Source organism: Intrasporangium oryzae NRRL B-24470 (assembly GCF_000576595.1).
GTDB lineage: Bacteria > Actinomycetota > Actinomycetes > Actinomycetales > Dermatophilaceae > Intrasporangium_C > Intrasporangium_C oryzae.
This window is the reverse complement of sequence record NZ_AWSA01000011.1, coordinates 95,045-111,924: the sequence shown is the minus strand read 5'-3', so window position 1 is coordinate 111,924 and position 16,880 is coordinate 95,045. Positions and strand designations below refer to the sequence as shown.

The 16,880-nt window shown below is 72.6% G+C and carries 16 protein-coding genes; 9 read left to right on the top strand and 7 right to left on the bottom strand.

Annotation, left to right across the window (positions count from 1 at the left end):
- Together N865_RS07010 and N865_RS07005 are read left to right on the top strand one after the other, a co-directional pair.
- Nucleotides 1–2,771: alpha/beta fold hydrolase (locus tag N865_RS07010; RefSeq protein WP_034803419.1), on the top strand; the 2,771-nt coding region annotated here is incomplete at its 5' end.
- Nucleotides 2,768–3,691, top strand: coding sequence for an ABC transporter permease (locus N865_RS07005; RefSeq protein ID WP_084328026.1), 924 nt, complete (start codon nt 2,768–2,770; stop codon nt 3,689–3,691). The genes N865_RS07010 and N865_RS07005, both read left to right, overlap by 4 nt.
- Nucleotides 3,692–3,808: 117 nt before the next feature.
- On the opposite strand, the gene N865_RS07000 is transcribed toward N865_RS07005, so the two are convergent.
- Together N865_RS07000 and N865_RS06995 are read right to left on the bottom strand one after the other, a co-directional pair.
- A complete protein-coding gene (locus tag N865_RS07000; RefSeq protein ID WP_034803357.1) occupies nt 3,809–5,374 on the bottom strand; it encodes a catalase in 1,566 nt (521 codons plus the stop codon).
- An 83-nt stretch (nt 5,375–5,457) separates the two neighbouring features.
- Nucleotides 5,458–5,940, bottom strand: a complete 483-nt coding sequence (locus N865_RS06995) for a Fur family transcriptional regulator (RefSeq protein WP_084328025.1) — start codon at nt 5,938–5,940, stop codon at nt 5,458–5,460.
- A 139-nt stretch (nt 5,941–6,079) separates the two neighbouring features.
- On the opposite strand from N865_RS06995, the gene N865_RS06990 reads away from it, so the two are divergent.
- A complete protein-coding gene (locus N865_RS06990) occupies nt 6,080–6,994 on the top strand; it encodes an NADP-dependent oxidoreductase (protein ID WP_034803355.1) in 915 nt (304 codons plus the stop codon).
- A 27-nt stretch (nt 6,995–7,021) separates the two neighbouring features.
- On the opposite strand, the gene N865_RS06985 is transcribed toward N865_RS06990, so the two are convergent.
- From N865_RS06985 to N865_RS06970, 4 genes are all read right to left on the bottom strand, one after another.
- A complete protein-coding gene (locus N865_RS06985; protein WP_034803354.1) occupies nt 7,022–7,522 on the bottom strand; it encodes a hypothetical protein in 501 nt (166 codons plus the stop codon).
- Nucleotides 7,523–7,650: 128 nt separating this feature from the next.
- The gene (locus tag N865_RS06980; RefSeq protein WP_157557596.1) at nt 7,651–8,712 is read right to left on the bottom strand and encodes an alpha/beta fold hydrolase; all 1,062 of its coding nucleotides are present in this window, start codon (nt 8,710–8,712) and stop codon (nt 7,651–7,653) included.
- 131 nt (nt 8,713–8,843) lie between these two features.
- The gene (locus N865_RS06975; protein ID WP_034803353.1) at nt 8,844–9,368 is read right to left on the bottom strand and encodes a phosphoribosyltransferase; all 525 of its coding nucleotides are present in this window, start codon (nt 9,366–9,368) and stop codon (nt 8,844–8,846) included.
- Between the two features lie 34 nt (nt 9,369–9,402).
- On the bottom strand, nt 9,403–10,362 hold the full coding sequence (locus N865_RS06970) for a phosphotransferase family protein (RefSeq protein WP_034803352.1): 960 nt from the start codon (nt 10,360–10,362) through the stop codon (nt 9,403–9,405).
- A 189-nt stretch (nt 10,363–10,551) separates the two neighbouring features.
- On the opposite strand from N865_RS06970, the gene N865_RS06965 reads away from it, so the two are divergent.
- The 3 genes from N865_RS06965 to N865_RS06955 are packed head-to-tail and all read left to right on the top strand — an operon-like array spanning nt 10,552 to nt 13,141.
- Nucleotides 10,552–11,733 carry an aminotransferase class I/II-fold pyridoxal phosphate-dependent enzyme gene (locus tag N865_RS06965; protein ID WP_407636745.1) on the top strand — a complete coding sequence of 394 codons (1,182 nt, stop codon included), beginning with the start codon at nt 10,552–10,554 and terminating at the stop codon, nt 11,731–11,733.
- Nucleotides 11,730–12,344, top strand: coding sequence for a flavin reductase family protein (locus N865_RS06960; protein WP_034803351.1), 615 nt, complete (start codon nt 11,730–11,732; stop codon nt 12,342–12,344). The genes N865_RS06965 and N865_RS06960 overlap by 4 nt, the downstream gene beginning before the upstream one ends.
- A gap of 41 nt (nt 12,345–12,385) precedes the next feature.
- On the top strand, nt 12,386–13,141 hold the full coding sequence (locus N865_RS06955; protein ID WP_051510299.1) for a DUF5995 family protein: 756 nt from the start codon (nt 12,386–12,388) through the stop codon (nt 13,139–13,141).
- Nucleotides 13,142–13,177: 36 nt separating this feature from the next.
- On the opposite strand, the gene N865_RS06950 is transcribed toward N865_RS06955, so the two are convergent.
- Nucleotides 13,178–14,479 (bottom strand): MFS transporter, encoded by a 1,302-nt coding sequence (locus N865_RS06950; RefSeq protein WP_084328023.1) that lies wholly within the window; start codon nt 14,477–14,479, stop codon nt 13,178–13,180.
- Between the two features lie 133 nt (nt 14,480–14,612).
- Here N865_RS06950 and N865_RS06945 point away from each other — a divergent pair, with 133 nt between their 5' ends.
- The 3 genes from N865_RS06945 to N865_RS06935 all read left to right on the top strand — a co-directional run bounded on the left by N865_RS06945 (nt 14,613) and on the right by N865_RS06935 (nt 16,828).
- Nucleotides 14,613–15,122, top strand: coding sequence for a MarR family winged helix-turn-helix transcriptional regulator (locus N865_RS06945; RefSeq protein ID WP_034803350.1), 510 nt, complete (start codon nt 14,613–14,615; stop codon nt 15,120–15,122).
- A 104-nt stretch (nt 15,123–15,226) separates the two neighbouring features.
- Complete coding sequence (locus tag N865_RS06940) at nt 15,227–16,069, top strand: SDR family NAD(P)-dependent oxidoreductase (protein ID WP_034803349.1); 843 nt, start codon at nt 15,227–15,229, stop codon at nt 16,067–16,069.
- A gap of 78 nt (nt 16,070–16,147) precedes the next feature.
- Nucleotides 16,148–16,828, top strand: a complete 681-nt coding sequence (locus tag N865_RS06935; RefSeq protein ID WP_051510298.1) for a hypothetical protein — start codon at nt 16,148–16,150, stop codon at nt 16,826–16,828.
- Nucleotides 16,829–16,880: the final 52 nt, after the last annotated feature.

The window sequence follows — 16,880 nt, the reverse complement described above, 5'->3', positions numbered from 1 at the left end:
CGGCCGCGGCTGCGGCCGCTGCTGCCGTCGCTCCCGCGGCGGCGCCGGCCGCCTCTCCGGAGGCCGCGCGCCTGTCCGTCCGCCCCGAGCCCGACGGCACTGCCGTGACGCTCGACGTGTCCTTCTGGCCGCAGTCCGACGGGCTCAAGCACCCTCTCGTCCTCCTCGCCCACGGGTTCGGCGGCAGCAAGGACTCCGTCGCCGACCAGGCCAAGGCGCTCCAGGACCGCGGCTACGTCGTCGTGACGTGGAGCGCCCGGGGCCACGGCGCCTCCGGGGGGCGGATCCACCTCAACGACCCTGCATACGAGATCGCCGACGCACGAGCCCTCCTCGACGCTGCAGCCAAGCGCGCCGACGTCGAGCTCGACGCCGCCGGCGATCCGCGGGCCGGAGTCCTCGGCGGCTCGTACGGCGGCGCGCTCGGCCTCATGCTCGCCGGGGCCGACCCCCGTGTCGATGCCGTCGTCTCGGCCATCACGTGGAACGACCTCGCCGACGCCTTCTTCCCCCAGGCGGCCCTCAGCGCCGCACCGACGACCCCCGCCGGGCGCACGCCGATCGCGACCCCCGGGCCGTTCAAGCAGGTCTGGGCCTCGACCTTCTTCCTCGGCTCGCTCGGGAGCGCGGCACGGGCGGGGGGCGGCGCCCCGGCCGCCACGTCGTGCGGCCGCTTCGACCCGACGATCTGCCGGCTCTTCGTGCAGGCCTCCGAGACGGGCACGCCGAGCCCCGCGCTGCTGGCGCTGCTCCGGGCCCACAGCCCCAGGCCAACCCTCACGCGCGTGACTGCCCCGACGATGCTCGTCCAAGGCATCGCCGACTCGCTCTTCGGCCTCGACCAGGCCGACGCCAACGCGAAGGCGCTCGCCGCGGCCGGGACACCGGTCGCGGTCCGCTGGAGCGACGGTGGCCACGACGGGCCGAGCACCCATGAGGCCGAGGAGACCGAGGCCGGGTACGCCTGGCTCGACCACTACGTCCGCGACAAGGCGCCGCGCACCTCCGCCCCGCCGACCGAGGGCTTCGTCTACCCGACCGCCGCCAACCGCCGGGGCCAGCCCTCCGACCTGTGGTCCCTCCCGGCATACCCGGGGCTCGGCGGCTCGACCGTCAGCACGACGACCATCCCGCTCGCGACGACCCGCGGCGGGATGGTGCACCCGCCCGGTGGGCAGCCCGCCGCCCTCGTCGCGGTCCCGGCGCTCTCGGCCCTCGGCGGTGGCGCCCTGTCGACCTACCAGATCGCGGCCCTGCCGGGTCAGTCGACCGCCCTCGACACCGACCCGGTCGAGAAGGGCGTCACCGTCGTCGGCTCTCCGACCGTGCGCCTCACCCTCACCGCTGACACGCCGACCGTCACGCTCTTCGCCTCGCTGTGGCGCCTCAACGGCGACCAGCCGGTCCTGCCCAACGCGCTCGTCGCCCCGATCCGGGTGCCCGTCACACCCGGCAAGCCGACCACGGTGACGGTCTCGCTCCCGGCGGCGACGTACGAGATGCCGACGGGCAGCCGCTGGCGCGTCCTGCTCACGACGACCGAGTCGACCTACTCCAACGACCGCACGCCGAGCCGCGTCATCGTCGAGGCAGCGGCCCAGCTCAGCGTCCCGACCTCGGTCGGCGCCCCGCTCGGCGGCGGTTCGGCGGGTGGGCCCGACACCGAGACGGTCATTGCCGCGTCGGTCCTCGCCGCCCTGCTCGTTCTCGCCGCGGTCAGCGCGCTCCTGCGTCGCCGCCGTCGTCGTCTCGAGCCCTCCCGCCCCGACCTCGCCGACGTGCCCCTCGTCGTCGACAGCCTCGTCAAGACGTATGCCGACGGGCACCGGGCCGTCGACGACGTGAGCTGGCGTGCCGAGAAGGGCCAGGTCGTCGGGCTGCTCGGCCCCAACGGTGCCGGCAAGACGACGACGATGCGGATGGTCATGGGCCTCATCTCGTCCGACTCCGGCTCGGTCCACGTCCTCGGCGAGCCGGTCCACGCCGGCGCACCCGTCCTCGGCCGGGTCGGTGCGCTCATCGAGGGGCCCGGGTTCCTGCCGCACCTCACCGGCCGGGCCAACCTCGAGGCGTACTGGGCGGCCACCGGCCGGGCCCCGGAGGAGGCCCGCTTCGACGAGGCCCTCGACGTCGCCGCGCTCGGCGGAGCCGTCGACCGGCCGGTCAAGTCCTACAGCCACGGCATGAAGCAGCGGCTCGGGATCGCCCAGGCGATGCTCGGCATGCCCGACCTGCTCATCCTCGACGAGCCGACCAACGGTCTCGACCCGCCACAGATCGCGGCGATGCGCCCGATCCTGCGGCGTTACGCGGAGACCGGGCGCACCGTCGTCGTGTCGAGCCACCTGCTCGCCGAGGTAGAGATGACGTGCACCCACGTCGTCGTCATGCACGCCGGCCGGGTGATCACCCAGGGCGCGGTCGCCGACCTCGTCGACAGCAATGACACGACGATCGTCGACCTCGCCGACGGCGTCGCCCCGGATCGGCTCGCCGCCGAGGCCGCGGCGCTGCGCAGCCGTGACGGCATCGGCGACGTCCGCGTCGAGACGCCCACCCGCCTGGTCGTGGTCGCCGACGTCCCCCGCGCCGAGGTGGTCCTCGCGGCCGTCGAGGCGGGACTTCCCGTCGTCGGGGTGAGCAGCCGTCGCCACCTCGAGGAGGTCTTCCTCGGGGTCATCTCGACCGCGCAGGGCGGCACCGGGACCGGGAGCGACGACACCTCCGGCTCGTCGATGATCGAGAGGCTGAGGCAGGTGCGGGCACGATGACCGACGCAACCCCGAGCGGCGGCAAGCCGACCCTCGACAGCAGCCCAGCGGCATACGGCACGGCGGTGACCGAGAGGCCACCGACGATCGAGACGGTCCACGACCCGCTGTCGTGGCGTGCGGAGATCGGGCGGCAGTGGGGGAGGCGTCGCACCAAGGTCGCGTTCGCGCTCATCCTCGCGCTGCCCGTCATCCTCGTCATCGCGTTCGCGTTCGGCGACTCGCCCAACGGTCGCCGCACGACGACGGCGGCGCGCTTCATCGACCTCGCGCAGACCGGTTCGGCCAACTTCACGCTCTTCACCATCTTCGTCAGCGCCGAGCTGCTGCTCACCCTCCTCGCCGCGCTGTTCTGCGGCGACTCGGTCCCGGCCGAGGCGTCGTGGTCGTCGCTGCGCTACCTGCTCATGGCGCCGGTCCGGCGGGCCCGGCTCCTGACGAGCAAGCTCGTCATCGGGCTCGGCACGACGGCGCTCGCCATGGTCGTGCTCGTCGGCTGGGCCCTCATCGTCGGTGGGCTGGCCTACGGGGTGGCGCCGCTGACGAACCCGCTCGGCGAGGACCTCTCGTGGGCGCAGCTGCTGCCGCGCCTCGGCCTCGCGCTCGCCTACATCTTCGTCACGCTGCTCCCGGTGGCCGCGATCGCCTTCTGGATCGGGGTGCGGTCCGACGCGCCGCTCGCCGCGGTCGGCGGGGCGGTCCTCGTGTCGATCGTCCTCAGCATCCTCGACCAGATCGACGCCCTCGACCCGTGGCGAAACGCCCTGCCGGGGCACTACTCGCGGGCCTGGCAGGACCTCATCGCCGTCGACCCGCAGTGGACCGACATCGTCCACGGCACGCTCTGGTCGCTCGTCTGGGCAGTCGCCTTCACGATGCTCGGCTACCGCCGCTTCAGCCGCGCCGACATCCTCAGCTGAGGGTCGCGTTCGCAACAACTCCGCCCGGGCGGAGTTGTTGTGGTGCCTCCTGCCCGCACGTATGCCGCGGGGCCGGCCACGCGGGTGCGTGACCGGCCCTGCGGCGGAGTGGCTCGGTCAGAGGACGTCGGCGAAGTCGTCCTGCGCGACTCCGGAACCGTTGCCACCGGCCGGACGGCTCGTCTCCTCGGGCAACGGCGCGGCCGCGGCCGAGAGGGCCTCGATCGCGGCACGGACTCCGGCGCCGTAGGCCGGGTCGGCCTTCGTGCAGTTGGCGATGTGCCGCTCGATCGTCTCCTTCGAGGCGCCCGAGATCGCCCGGGCGGTGTTGTCGAAGAGGGCCTGCTGCTGCTCCGGCGTCATCTTCTCGCGGAAGAGGATGCCCGGCTGCGAGAAGTAGTCGGCGTCGTCCTCGCGGAAGTTGAACCGGTCGGCGTACGGGTCGATCTTGAGGCCCGGCTCGCGGAACTGCGGCTGCTCGGCCCAGCGGCCGTACGAGTTGGGCTCGATACCGGGCGTCGGCTCGCTGTCGATCCGCATGGCGCCGTCGCGGTGGTACGAGTTGACGTTGCCGGCGGCCTTGGGCGAGTTGACCGGGATCTGGTGGTGGTTGACCCCGAGGCGGTAGCGCGCGGCGTCACCGTACGAGAAGAGCCGGCCCTGCAGCATACGGTCGGGGGAGAAGCCGATGCCGGGGATGACGTTGGCGGGCGAGAAGGCGGCCTGCTCGACCTCGGCGAAGTAGTTCTCCGGGTTGCGGTTGAGCTCGAAGACGCCGACCTCGATGAGCGGGTAGTCGGCCTTGGGCCAGACCTTCGTCAGGTCGAACGGGTGGTAGGGGACCTTCTCGGCGTCGGCCTCGGGCATGACCTGGACGTACATCGTCCACTTCGGGAAGTCGCCGCGCTCGATGGCGTCGAAGAGGTCGCGCTGGCTCGACTCGCGGTCCTTGCCGACGAGCGCCTCGGCCTCGGCGTCGGTGAGGTTCTTGATGCCCTGCTGGGTCCGGAAGTGGAACTTGACCCAGTAGCGCTCGCCGGCCTCGTTGTAGAAGCTGAACGTGTGCGAGCCGAAGCCGTGCATGTGGCGGTACGACGCCGGGATTCCGCGGTCGGACATGACGATGGTGACCTGGTGGAGGGCCTCGGGGAGGTTGGTCCAGAAGTCCCAGTTGTTCTCGGGGTTGCGCAGGTTGGTCTTCGGGTCGCGCTTGACCGCGTGGTTGAGGTCGGGGAACTTCAGCGGGTCGCGGAAGAAGAACACCGGCGTGTTGTTGCCGACGATGTCCCAGTTGCCCTGCTCGGTGTAGAAGCGGACGGCGAACCCGCGGATGTCGCGCTCGGCGTCGGCGGCCCCGCGCTCACCGGCGACGGTGGAGAAGCGGGCGAACGTCTCGACCTGGTTGCCGACCTTCGAGAAGAGGGCCGCCGACGTGTACTTCGAGATGTCGTGCGTGATGGTGAACGTGCCGTACGCACCGGAGCCCTTGGCGTGCATGCGACGCTCGGGGATGACCTCGCGGTCGAAGTGCGCGAGCTTCTCGAGGAACCACACGTCCTGCAGGAGGAGCGGCCCGCGCGCACCGGCGGTCAGGCTGTTCTGGTTCTCCCAGACGGGGGCTCCCGCGACCGTGGTCAGCGGTTTGGTGTTGCCAGGCTCCTGGCGGGGTCCTTCAACGCTCATCAGTTCTCTCCTGAGGTGTTTCTCGTTGGCTGGACATGGACAGCAGGGAAGGATCAGGGGGTATGCCGCTGGGCCGGCTCGGCCTACCGCGTGGGCTCGGTCGCAGGGTCGGGTGTCGGGCGAGGTCGTGAGCCCCGCGTCGGCGCGTTGTCGGCGGCGACGCAGCTCGGGCACCTGCCCCAGTAGATGACCTCGGCCTCGTCGACCTCGTAGCCGTGGCCGTGCCCTGCGTCGAGGCAGGGTGCCTCGCCGACGGCGCAGGCGATGTCGACGATGTCGCCGCAGGCCCGGCACACGAGGTGGTGGTGGTTGTCGCCGCGCTGGAGCTCGTAGCGGGCCGGGGAGCCGGCGGGCTCGAGGTGCCGGACGAGGCCGGCCTGGCACAGTGCCGAGAGGACGTCGTAGATCGCCTGGGTCGAGACCTTGCCGAGCTCGGCGCGGACGTGGAAGGCGATGGTCTCGACATCGGCGTGCGGGTGGAGGCGCAACTGGTCGAGGACGGCGACGCGGGGCCGGGTGACGCGCAGCTGTGCCTCGCGCAGCAGGGCCGTCGTCTCCGTCGTCATGCCTCCACACCATCACGCAATCTGGAACAAGTCAAGAAAATGGCCATTCCCGAGCGCGAACCACCGAGCGTAGAGTCTGCGCATCGGCGCTGGCGCGTGACCGGCTGCTCAGGGGGTCGACCGACCGCTGGAGGCCCCCATGTTCGCGCTCACCTACGACGAGTACGGTCCGGCCGAGGTCCTGAGGGTCGGTGACATCCCTGAGGTCCACGCGGGCCCGGGCCAGGTGCGCGTCGAGGTCGTGGCGTCCAGCGTCAACCCGATCGACTGGAAGGTGCGGGCGGGCTATCTCAAGGACGTCCTGCCCGCCACCTTCCCCGTCGTGCCGGGGGTCGACGCCGCGGGGGTGGTGGACGAGGTCGGCGACGGCGTCGAGGGCGTGGCCGTCGGAGACAAGGTCTTCGGCGTCGGCAGTGCGACGAACGCGCAGTATGCCGTCCTCGACGGCTGGGCCCGCAAGCCGGAGGGGATGTCGTGGGCCGAGGCCGCGGGGGCCGGGCTGGCGGTCGAGACGGCGGCGCGTGGGCTCGACGACCTCGGGGTCGGCACCGGCTCGACCCTGCTCGTCGAGGGCGCCTCGGGCGGGGTCGGTTCGGCGGCCGTCCAGCTGGCCAGGCAGCGCGGGGCCACGGTGATCGGCACGGCCTCGGAGGCCAACCACGACTACCTGCGCAGCCTCGGGGCCACGCCGACGACCTACGGTCCGGGTCTCGCCGACCGCGTGGCCGGCCTCGGCCTCGGACCTGTGACTGCGGTGCTCGACGCCGCGGGCTCGGGCTCCATCACCGACCTCGTGACCCTCGTGGCCGATCCGAGGGACGTCGTCAGCATCGCGGACTACACCGCGGCGGCCCACGGCGCGCGGGTCGTCCGCAGCGAGCCGCGGGCGATGGAGGCCCTCCAGACGTTCGCCGACGGCCATGCCCGGGGCGCCTTCCGCGTCGAGGTCAACCAGGTGCTGCCGCTCGAGCAGTCCGCGCAGGCGCACGCGCTGAGCGAGACGGGCCACGTCCGGGGCAAGGTCGTCCTCGCGGTCCGTCCCGGGTTCCTCTGAGGCGCAGTCGCCCCAGCGCACGAGGGGTCAGCGGCGGCGACGGGGGCGCATGGCGGGCCCGAGGTCGCGCGCCCGACGGTGCCGGCCGATCGACGCGAGCGTGTAGCCGAGACCGAGGAGCAGGAAGGTCGCGCTCCCGAGCGCCCCGAGGACGGCGAGCCCGTGGAAGAGCGCGTCGATGCCGAGGTAGTCGTCGACGCGGTTCGCCCCGAGCCACGTCACGAGGCTCGCGGCCAGGCCGATGAGGAGGACGACCGCCCCGGCCCGGGACGCGCGGAGCGCCGTCGGGGAGGCGCTCCGCGCGCCCTTGGGCGTGGCCCGCGCGACGTGGCGGCGCTCGAGCCACGCCCCGAGGGCGCCGTCGCCGACGGCGACGAGACTCAGGCTGACCAGCGTGATGGCGAACGAGCCGCCGTGCGACCGGGAGAGGATGCTCGAGACGAGGATGTCGGCCGCGAGCAGGACGGCCGAGGCCGCGACGGCGACCCCGAGCGGTGGGAGCAGGTGGCTGAGGGTGCGGCTGCCCACGCGACGGGCGTCGGCCACGGCAGACGGGGATGGGCCGCCAACAGCTGGATCTGACACGGTGAGAAACCTAGTGGCGCAATCGGATCCACGTCCAACGGAACCGTGGAGGAATCTGCCCTGAGAGGCGCTCAGCGCACGAGAGTGGCCACGATCTCCTCGGCGAGCCGGGCCGGGACCTCGAGTGGTATGCCGTGGGCCACGCCCTCGAGGGCCACCTCCCGCGTCGTCCCGCCGGCAGCGGCATACGCTGCGAGGACGGCGCGCATCTGGGCGACCATCGGCTGGGGTGGCAGGACGTCGGCGCCCGGCCAGCCGGGGATCGCGCCGAGCTCGCCGAGGGTGGCGAGGTCGAACATCGAGCGGTCGCTGACGACCTGGTCGGCGGTGCCGTGGACCCACGTGACGGGCGGCTTGCGGGTCAGGTCCACGATCCCCGACGCGTCGTAGTGCGTCGGCGCCATCGTGTTGAGGATGCCGCGGTCGCCGGGAGCGAGGGTCGGCCAGTTCTCCGACGGCGCGGCATCGCCCGGGTAGAAGTCCTCGCCGGTCCTGGTCGTCAGCAGCTCCGCGACGAGGAAGTCCTCGTCGACGTGGGGCGCGTTGTCGCCCGCGCCGAAGAAGGTCCGCATGACGACCCGCGGGCTCGACATCGGCTCGTCCTCGCTCGCGTCCCTGGCGCCGAGGCGCCGGACGAAGTCGGGGTTGGCCCCACCGGCTCCGGCGCTCGCACCGTCGGAGAAGGCCCGGGTGCCGTGTTCGTCGGTCGTGCCCCCGAAGCCGTAGGGCGAGAGCGGCGCGACGAGCGTGACGGAGGCGAGGTCGTCGGGGTGCTCGATCATGAGCTGCTCGAGGACCCCGCCGCCCATCGACCACCCGACGGCGTTGACGACGGCGCGGCCGGCCAGGCCCAGCGTCTCGAGGAGGGCGTGGACGTCGTCGACCATGTCACCGAGGCCGCGCGTCGCATCGACGGGTGCGGGGTCGGTCAGCCCGAAGCCGCGCAGGTCGGGCGCGATGACCCTCACGTCGTCAGGGAGCTCTGCGGCGACGTACGTCCAGAAGCCGCCCGTCGTGAGATTGCCGTGAACGAGCAGGAGCGGCACGCCGTCCTCTGGGCCGCTCGTCCAGACGTTGACGGCCAGGCGCGGGGTCTCGACGATCGAGCAGGTGAACGGCGACGACGGTGTCACGGAAGGTCCTCTCCCTCAGGGAAGGTGTGCTGGGGCCCCTGTCCCGCCCTGTCTATCGGGCGGTCACACCCCAGGGCCATGTGTGCCGACGACACCTCGGCCGTGTCCCTGTGGTGTCGCGCCTCACCTCGTCAGGCGCTCGACCCGGCCGGCCCCGCCGTGACGGGCGGTTCGGCCGACCACGGGAAGACGATCCACTGGTCGGTCTCCTTCCAGACGTAGTCGGGGCGCACCTCCGATCGCGGCTTGGCGTAGAGGACGGCGCTGCGGGCCTCGGCCCCGTGCTCGCGGAGCAGGTCGAGGACGAGCCCGAGGGTGCGGCCCGAGTCGGCGACGTCGTCCACGACGAGCAGCCGGTGTCCCTTGAGGCTCGCGGTGTCGAGGTGCGGGGCGAGCAGGACCGGGTCGGGGAGCGTCTCGTGGACGTCGGTGTAGAACTCGACGTTGATCGCGTCGGTCAGCTTGAGGCCGAGCGCGTAGGAGAGGCCGCCGCCCGGCAGCAGGCCGCCGCGGGCCACCGCGATGAGGATCTCGGGCGCGAAGTCGGACTCGGCCACCTGGACGGCGAGCTCGCGGCACGCCTCGCCGAAGCGCTCCCAGGTGAGGACCTCCTTCTCGGCGAGGTCGGAGGAGTCTGCGTGGTAGGCCGTCGTCATCGCTCGAGCGTATCGACCCGCGCCCGTATGCCGCTCAGTCCGCAGGTGCCCCCGCGCGGTCGAGTGCCTCCGAGAGATAGGGCACGAGCGCCTCCGCCCACCGGCTCGAGGTCGCGACGAGGGTCGGCAGCCCGACCGCGCCGGGCCCGCGCGACCGGACCTTGAAGGACATGGCCGCCGCCGCCGCGACGGCGAGCAGGTCGTCCGGATCCAGGTGGCGCAGGACGGAGTCCGTGCGAGCGAGCTCGCCCGTGGTCACCGCGCTGCCACTTATCGAGCAGTCGAGCGCGAGCATCGCGTGGTCCATCCACGCGCGACCGACACGGACCTGACCCCAGTCGACGAGCACGGTGCGATGTTCACCGAGCATGACGTTGTCCGACCGGATGTCCCAGTGCAGCAACGAGTCCCCGTCGATCAGGTCCGCGGCGCGCTGCGCGTGGGCGGCGAGCACGTCGAGGTGCTCGGCCCACCACGGCTCGAGCCTCGCCCGCAGGGCGGGGAGCTCGCGCCAGCGGGAGACGAAGATCGGGGCCGACGCGCTCGCCCTGGGCACGCCCTCCAGCTCGACGTCGTCGAGGACGTGCCGTAGGTCGCTCAGGGTCGCCGACACCCGGTCGAGGTCGGGCCGCCGCCATGGACTCGCTGGAAGGCCGCCGTCGAGGTCTTCGATGAGCAGCGCGACCCAGTCACCGTCGTCGTACACGCCGAGCAGCCGTGGCAGCGACGGGTGTGCCGGAAGGGCCGACAGGACCCTCGCCTCCGTCCGAAGCAGGTCCGGTGTGCGCGGGTTGAGCTCGGTGCCGCATGCCTTGACGAACCCGCGACGCCCGTCGGCTCCGACGACTCGGGCCGCCGGCCCGGGCGACATGCCCCCCGTGGCATCGAGCGCCTCGACGACGGAAGCCCCGAGCTCGCGCTCGACCCAGCGGCGGACGTGAAGCGGCCCGGCGGCATACGGGAGTCTGACCCCCTGCGCGTAGCCGTTCGCCATCGCCACATCCTCACCGGCCCGCGCGGGCGCGGGCAAACCGACTCGCGCGCGGCGCTCTCGATGCTGGTCCGATGGTCACGGCGAGACGGCGGAGGCCGGGCGCGAACGGTGGAGGAGACTGGCGGGGTGACGACGACGCCCCCCGCCTTCTCGCCCTCCCGCCGGTCGCAGGTCCAGCCGTTCGAGGTCATGGACATCCTCGACCGGGTGGCCGTGCTCCGGGCGGAGGGTCGCGACGTCGTCTCCCTCTGCGCGGGCGAGCCGTCCGGGGGCGCCCCGTCCCTGGTCTCCCAGGCCGCGGCCGCGCTCCACGCCTCGGGGCGCGCCCTGACCTACACGTCGGCTCTCGGCATCCGTGAGCTGCGCACCGAGATCGCGGGGCACTACCGCCGCTGGTACGGCCTCGACGTCGACCCCGCGCGCGTCGCGATCACGACCGGGTCGTCCGGGGCCTTCGTCCTCGGCTTCCTCGCCGCCTTCGACGCCGGCGACCGCGTGGCCCTGGCCCGGCCGGGCTACCCGGCGTACCGCAACATCCTCCGCGCGCTCGGCTGCGAGGTCGTCGAGATCGACTGCGGTCCCGAGGTCCGCTTCCAGCCGACGCCGGAGCTGCTCGACGCGGCCCAAGCGGCCGGTCCGCTGGCGGGGCTCATCGTCGCCTCGCCCGCGAACCCCACGGGCACCATGGTCGACCGGGCGGAGCTGACGGCGATCTCGCAGTGGTGCGAGGCGCACAGCGTCCGCCTCGTCAGCGACGAGATCTACCACGGCGTGACCTACCCCGAGGCGGGCGCGGACGACCCGCGCGGCGTCTGCGCGTGGGAGATCGACGACCGCGCGCTCGTCATCTCGTCGTTCAGCAAGTACTGGGGCATGACGGGCTGGCGCCTCGGCTGGATGCTCCTCCCGGAGGACCTCGCTCGCCCGGTCGACGCGCTCGCCGGCAACGTCGCGCTGTGCCCACCCGCGCCTGCGCAGTATGCCGCGGTCCCCGCCTTCGCCGAGGAGTCCTACCTCGAGTGCGACGAGGCCGTCGCAGAGTTCGCCCGGACCCGAAAGCTGCTGCTGGACAACGAGGCCCGTCTCGGCTGGGGCACGGCGGCCCCGGCCGACGGCGCCTTCTACTACTGGGCCGACCTCGGGACGCAGCTCGACCGCTTCGGGAGCTCAGCGGCATACGCGAAGGCCCTCATCGAGGAGGCCGGCGTCGCGATCACGCCGGGAGGCGACTTCGACGACCGGGCCGGCGGCCGCTCGGTCCGGCTCAGCTTCGCCGCGGGGAGCATCGCCGTCGGCGAGGCGATCGAGCGCATCGCCGCGTTCCACGCCCGACCTCACACCATGGCTACGTCGCGCGTCTACCGGGTGTGAACAGCCACATCACCATCGACCCGGCCATCCTCTACCTCGGCACCCCCGTCGTCCTGGTGTCCACGACGAACGAGGACGGGACGGCCAACCTCGCCCCGATCTCCTCGGCCTTCTGGATGGGCCACACCGCCACGCTCGGCTTCGGGCTCGCCTCCCACTCGCTCGCGAACCTCCGACGCACGCGCGAGCTCGTCATCAACCTCCCCAGCCACGACCAGGTCGACGCGGTCGACCGGCTCGCCCTCACGACGGGCGCCGAGCACGTGAACGCCTGGAAGTCGGCCGCGGGCTACCGGCACCACAAGGACAAGTTCGGCCTGGCACGCCTCAGCCCGGTCGCGTCCGACGTCGTCACCGCACCGCGTGCTGCGCAGTGCCCGGTCGCGCTCGAGGCGTGCGTCGAGGCGATCCACGAGACCGACCACGCCCTCGTCGTGGCGCAGGTCGTCCGGGTCCACGTCCACCCGGACGTCAAGGCCTCCGGCCATGCCAACCGGATCGACCCTGACGCATGGCGGCCGCTCATCATGAGTTTCCAGCGCTTCTACGGGCTGGGGGAGGAGCTGCTCCCGTCACGCCTCGCCTCGATCGACGAGGAGCACTACCGCTGATTCCCCGGCGCGCCGGTGCGTCCCGGTCTACCGTCCGCAGCATGAGCTGGTTCTCCGACGTCGTCGCGGCGGTCGGTGCGCGTCTGCGCCCGCAGAAGCCGGTGCCTCCTCCTCCCGGACAGCTGGGGTCGGTCGATGCCGTCGTCGCTCGGATGCAGGCCATCGAGACGGGCCTGCCGCCGACCGACGGGGTCGCCGAGTTCAACCGGATGTACCTCGAGGTCACCGAGCTCGTCCGCGACCGGATCGCGGCCGGGACCTTCGTCGACGCCGCCTTCGTGACCCGGCTCGACCTCGTCTTCGCGGGGCTCTACTTCGCCGCGGTCGACGCTGCCGCACCCGACCCGGCCTGGGCCCCGCTCTTCGCCACCCGCGCCGAGGCGGGGCGGGCGCCGATCCAGTACGCGCTCGCCGGCATGAACGCCCATATCAACCACGACCTGCCCATCGCCGTCGTCGCTGCGTGCCGGCAGCTCGGCCTGACGCCGGAGAGCCCCGGCGTCGAGGCCGACTACCGCAAGGTCAACGACCTGCTCGCCTCGGTGCAGCAGCAGGTCCGCCAGTCCTTCCTCGACGGGCTCGCCCTCGAGGTCGACAAGACGTATGCCGGACCGCTCGCCAACCTCGTCAGCGGCTGGAGCATCACCCGGGCCCGCGACGCCGCCTGGACCAACGCGAAGGTGCTGTGGACGCTCCAGGGCGTCGAGCCGCTGCGGACCGACTTCCTGGCGACGCTCTCCCAGACGGTCGGCCTCGCCGGCCGCGGCCTGCTCACCCCCATCGCCGACCTCCCGTGAGGGGCACCGCCTCGTGGGCGGGGCCCCTCCGCGGGGTCAGGCGGCGGCCGGAATTGCCGAGCCGGCCTCTTGCTCCCCGACCGCGACCGCGGGCGGGCCGGCCGCGGCCGGGCCGTCGGTGACCCGGACGACCGCGGACCGGTGCAGGGCCGCACGAAGGCGCCACGCCGCATACAGGGCCGTGAGGCTGATCCCGAGGTGCAGCGCGAGGAACCCGTTCGCGAGACCCGCGCCGAGCAGGGCCCCGGCGACGAGCGGGCCGAGGGCCGAGAACGTCGTCTGGATCGCCGTGAAGGTGCCGAGCGTCGTGCCGACGAGGCCCTTGGGCGCGAGGCTCGCCGTGAGCGGGTTGAGGACGGGGGAGTACATCGTCTCGCCGACGGCGAAGATGCCGTAGGTCGTCACGAAGAGCGTCGACGCGATGGCCGGGCTCAGCTGGGCGACCGAGAGGACGACCCATGCGAGGACCCAGATCGCCCCGACGGCCATGAGCAGCGAGCCGGCGCCGCGCCGCGCCGTGAGACGGACGACGACGACCTGGAGCGCGACGATGACGATGCAGTTGACCGCAGCGGCCAGCCCGATCGACGTCTCCCGGACGTCGAGGACCGTGAGGGCGTAGGCGGGCAGGCCCGACTCGAACTGGGCGTAGAACCCGAGCGCGAGCGCGACGGTGACGAGCGCGGTCCAGCGCAGGGCGGGGACGGCGAAGATGCGGCGGAGCCCCTCGAAGGTACCGACCCGCTCCTCGGCGTCGGCCGCCGCGAGGTCGGCGGGCGACGTCGTCGGCGCGCCGATTCCGGCGAGGTGGACGAGCGCGGCCGAGATCGCGAAACCGAGGCCCGCCGCGACGAAGGCGAAGGTCATGCCGTCGGGGCGGTGGAGGTCGACGACGTAGCCGGCGACGAAGGCGCCCACGGCCATGCCGATCGCCTCGCCCGTGAACTTGTAGGCGAAGACCCTCCGCCGGTCGCTGCTGTCGGCCCAGCGCAGCACGAGGACGGACGCGGCGGGGCCGGCCGCGGTCAGGCCGAGACCGAAGACGAACATGCCGACGAGGAACGTCGACGCCTGGTCGGCGAGGACGAGCGAGGCGACGCCGAGGGCGGCGACGACCTTGGCCCAGACGGCGACCGTGACCGGGTTGAACCGGTCGGACAGCCGTCCGGCGAACGGCGCGGCGACGAGCGCCCCGGCCGAGAACAGCGTGCTCGCCAGCGCGGCAGCGAGCGGTCCCCACCCACGGGTGTTGGCGGCATACGCGTACTGGTAGGGGAGCACGGTGCCCCAGCCGAGCATGCCGATGGAGGACGCGAGGATGAGCAGCTTGGTGCGCATGGGAACACCCCTTTCCTGGGTGGGCTGGCAGTTGGGCGAGCCACGGCGGTGGGGCTTCGATACCTAAGTCTTCGAAATCTAACTTTCGACTTCGAAAGATTAGCATTCGAACGTTTCGTGGGACAATCGGGATATGGGAGCCAGGCGCCGCACGGCGCAGCAGCAGCACGCGGAGGACGTCGCGTCCTACGTGGCGGCGGGCGGCGAGGAGACCGTCCAGCGCGTCATCACGGCCGTCTACGCGGTGACGAAGCGGCTCGACCAGTGGTACGCCCGTCAGTTCGCCGACCTCGGCCTGACCCAGGGCGAGTGGGCGGTCCTCGCCGCCCTGGCCAAGGCCGGTGACACGTGCCTCACGCCGAGCCAGCTCGCCGACCGCTCGAGCGTCGCCCCGTCCTCGATGACGCACCGGCTCGACAAGATGGCCGCCCGCGGACTGGTCAAGCGCACCCCCGACCAGACGAACCGCACCCGGACCCTCGTCTCGTTGACGAAGGACGGGTGGGCCCTGTTCAGCGCCGCGGTCCGGGAGTCCAACGTCGTCGAGAGCGACACGCTGCGCGGCCTCACCGCCGACGAGCGAGACGAGCTCGGCCGGCTCCTCGAGATCGTCATCGCCGGCCTCGACGACGTCGAGGCCTGAGAAGGAGGCCTGAGGAGGAGGCCTGAGAAGACGGTCGCGCAGGCGGCCGCGCGCCAGCCCGAGCGAGCGTCGACGGGTGCCCGCCTCGGGCGTAGCGTCGGGCCATGAACCAGATCGCCGTCGTCACCGGAACGTCCAGCGGCATGGGGCTGCACGCAGCAGTCGAGCTCGCCCGCCGCGGCCTCACCGTCGTCGCCACGATGCGCGACGAGACGCGCAGCACGGCCCTGCGTGACGCCGCGGCCGGCGCCGGGGTCGACCTCGACGTCCGCACCCTCGATGTCACGGACCACGAGGCCGCGGCCGCCTGCCTCGACTCCGTCGTCGCCGACCACGGCCGTATCGACGTCCTCGTCAACAACGCCGGGCGCGGCGCCGTCGCCACCGCCGAGCAGCTGAGCCTCGACGACATCCGGGCGCAGCTCGACGTCAACTACCTCGGCCCGGTCGCCCTGACCAAGCTCGTCCTGCCGGCCATGCGCCACGCCGGCAGCGGCCGCATCCTCACCGTGACGAGCGTCGGCGGCGCCGTCGGCCAGCCGTTCGCCGACGCCTACTGCGGGGCGAAGTTCGCCGTGGAGGGGTTCATGCAGTCGCTCGCACCCGTCGCCGAGCGGTTCGGCGTCTGGGTCAGCGTCATCGAGCCGGCGGCTGTCGCGAGCGACTTCGTCGGCAACGTCGCCAGGGTCGAGGCCGACGACTCCGACCCGTATGCCGCCCTGCTCGCCGCCTACCTCGCCCGCACCGCGGGGGCCTTCGACCGGGCCCAGACGGCCGAGGACGCCGGCCGGGCGATCGCCGATGCGGTCACCTCCGAGACGTACCGCTTCCGCTGGCAGAGCTCCGAGGCCGCGACGGCGTTCGTCGGGATGTCCCTCGACGACCTCGACGGCGAGCGGGTCCTCGGCGCGACGCGGACCTGGGTTCGCCTGACGACAGAAATGTGAGCAGTGCTCTTGCTTTTGACTGGGCCATGCCTCATGATCGTCCTGTAACGAGAGCACTGCTCACATAATGGAGGAATCATGAGCTCGCTGTCTGGCCGCACCGCGGCTGTCGGTTTCGTCGTCTCGGGCCTGGCGCTCGCCGCCTACCCCCTGCTCCGCCCCTGGGGCCCGGAGACGGGAGCCGAGGGAGCCCTGACCTACGCGTCGACGGCGTGGCCCGTCGCGCACCTGCTCGGGATGGTCGGTTTCGTCACCCTCGCCCTCGCCCTGCGCGGCCTCGCCTCGACCCCCGTCCCCACCTGGCCCGGGCGCGGGGTGAGGAGCGTCGAGACCCTCGCCTGGCTCGCGGCCGCCTTCCTCCTGCCGTACTACGGCGCCGAGGCCTTCGGCCTGCACGCCCTCGGGACGTATGCCGCTGAGCGCGGTGACGCGGCCGTGCTCGCCGTCGCCGACTCCTTCCGCTACGGCCCCGTGGCCCTGACGATCTTCGCGCTCGGGCTGCTTCTCCTCGCCGTCGTCGGGGTCCGGCTCGCCGTCGGCCTCTGGCGCTCGGGGACGGCCGGGCGCCTCGGCGGCCTCCTCGCTGCGGCGGGTGCGGTGACCTACCTCCCGCAGTTCTTCGGGACGCCCGTCGTGCGGGTCTCGCACGGTCTCGTCCTGGGGGTCGGTCTCGTCCTGATCGGCCTGGTCGTGGCGCGCACGGCAGTCGCGGGCGAGGCGGCCTCGACCGAGCACGGAGCCCTGGTCCGGACCTCCTGAGCGCGCCCGGATCTCGGGATTCGGCAGGTTCGCGGTATTGGGATGTGGTATC

What these genes read in the sequence shown, in the direction of transcription:
- N865_RS06955 (WP_051510299.1), top strand. Translation starts at nt 12,386, where the DNA reads ATGAGCTGGTTCTCCGACGTCGTCGCGGCGGTCGGTGCGCGTCTGCGC.
- N865_RS06940 (WP_034803349.1), top strand. Translation starts at nt 15,227, where the DNA reads ATGAACCAGATCGCCGTCGTCACCGGAACGTCCAGCGGCATGGGGCTG.
- N865_RS07005 (WP_084328026.1), top strand. Translation starts at nt 2,768, where the DNA reads ATGACCGACGCAACCCCGAGCGGCGGCAAGCCGACCCTCGACAGCAGC.
- N865_RS06970 (WP_034803352.1), bottom strand. Translation starts at nt 10,362, where the DNA reads ATGGCGAACGGCTACGCGCAGGGGGTCAGACTCCCGTATGCCGCCGGG.
- N865_RS06995 (WP_084328025.1), bottom strand. Translation starts at nt 5,940, where the DNA reads ATGACGACGGAGACGACGGCCCTGCTGCGCGAGGCACAGCTGCGCGTC.
- N865_RS06975 (WP_034803353.1), bottom strand. Translation starts at nt 9,368, where the DNA reads ATGACGACGGCCTACCACGCAGACTCCTCCGACCTCGCCGAGAAGGAG.
- N865_RS07000 (WP_034803357.1), bottom strand. Translation starts at nt 5,374, where the DNA reads ATGAGCGTTGAAGGACCCCGCCAGGAGCCTGGCAACACCAAACCGCTG.
- N865_RS06965 (WP_407636745.1), top strand. Translation starts at nt 10,552, where the DNA reads ATGGACATCCTCGACCGGGTGGCCGTGCTCCGGGCGGAGGGTCGCGAC.
- N865_RS06990 (WP_034803355.1), top strand. Translation starts at nt 6,080, where the DNA reads ATGTTCGCGCTCACCTACGACGAGTACGGTCCGGCCGAGGTCCTGAGG.
- N865_RS06945 (WP_034803350.1), top strand. Translation starts at nt 14,613, where the DNA reads ATGGGAGCCAGGCGCCGCACGGCGCAGCAGCAGCACGCGGAGGACGTC.
- N865_RS06950 (WP_084328023.1), bottom strand. Translation starts at nt 14,479, where the DNA reads ATGCGCACCAAGCTGCTCATCCTCGCGTCCTCCATCGGCATGCTCGGC.
- N865_RS06935 (WP_051510298.1), top strand. Translation starts at nt 16,148, where the DNA reads ATGAGCTCGCTGTCTGGCCGCACCGCGGCTGTCGGTTTCGTCGTCTCG.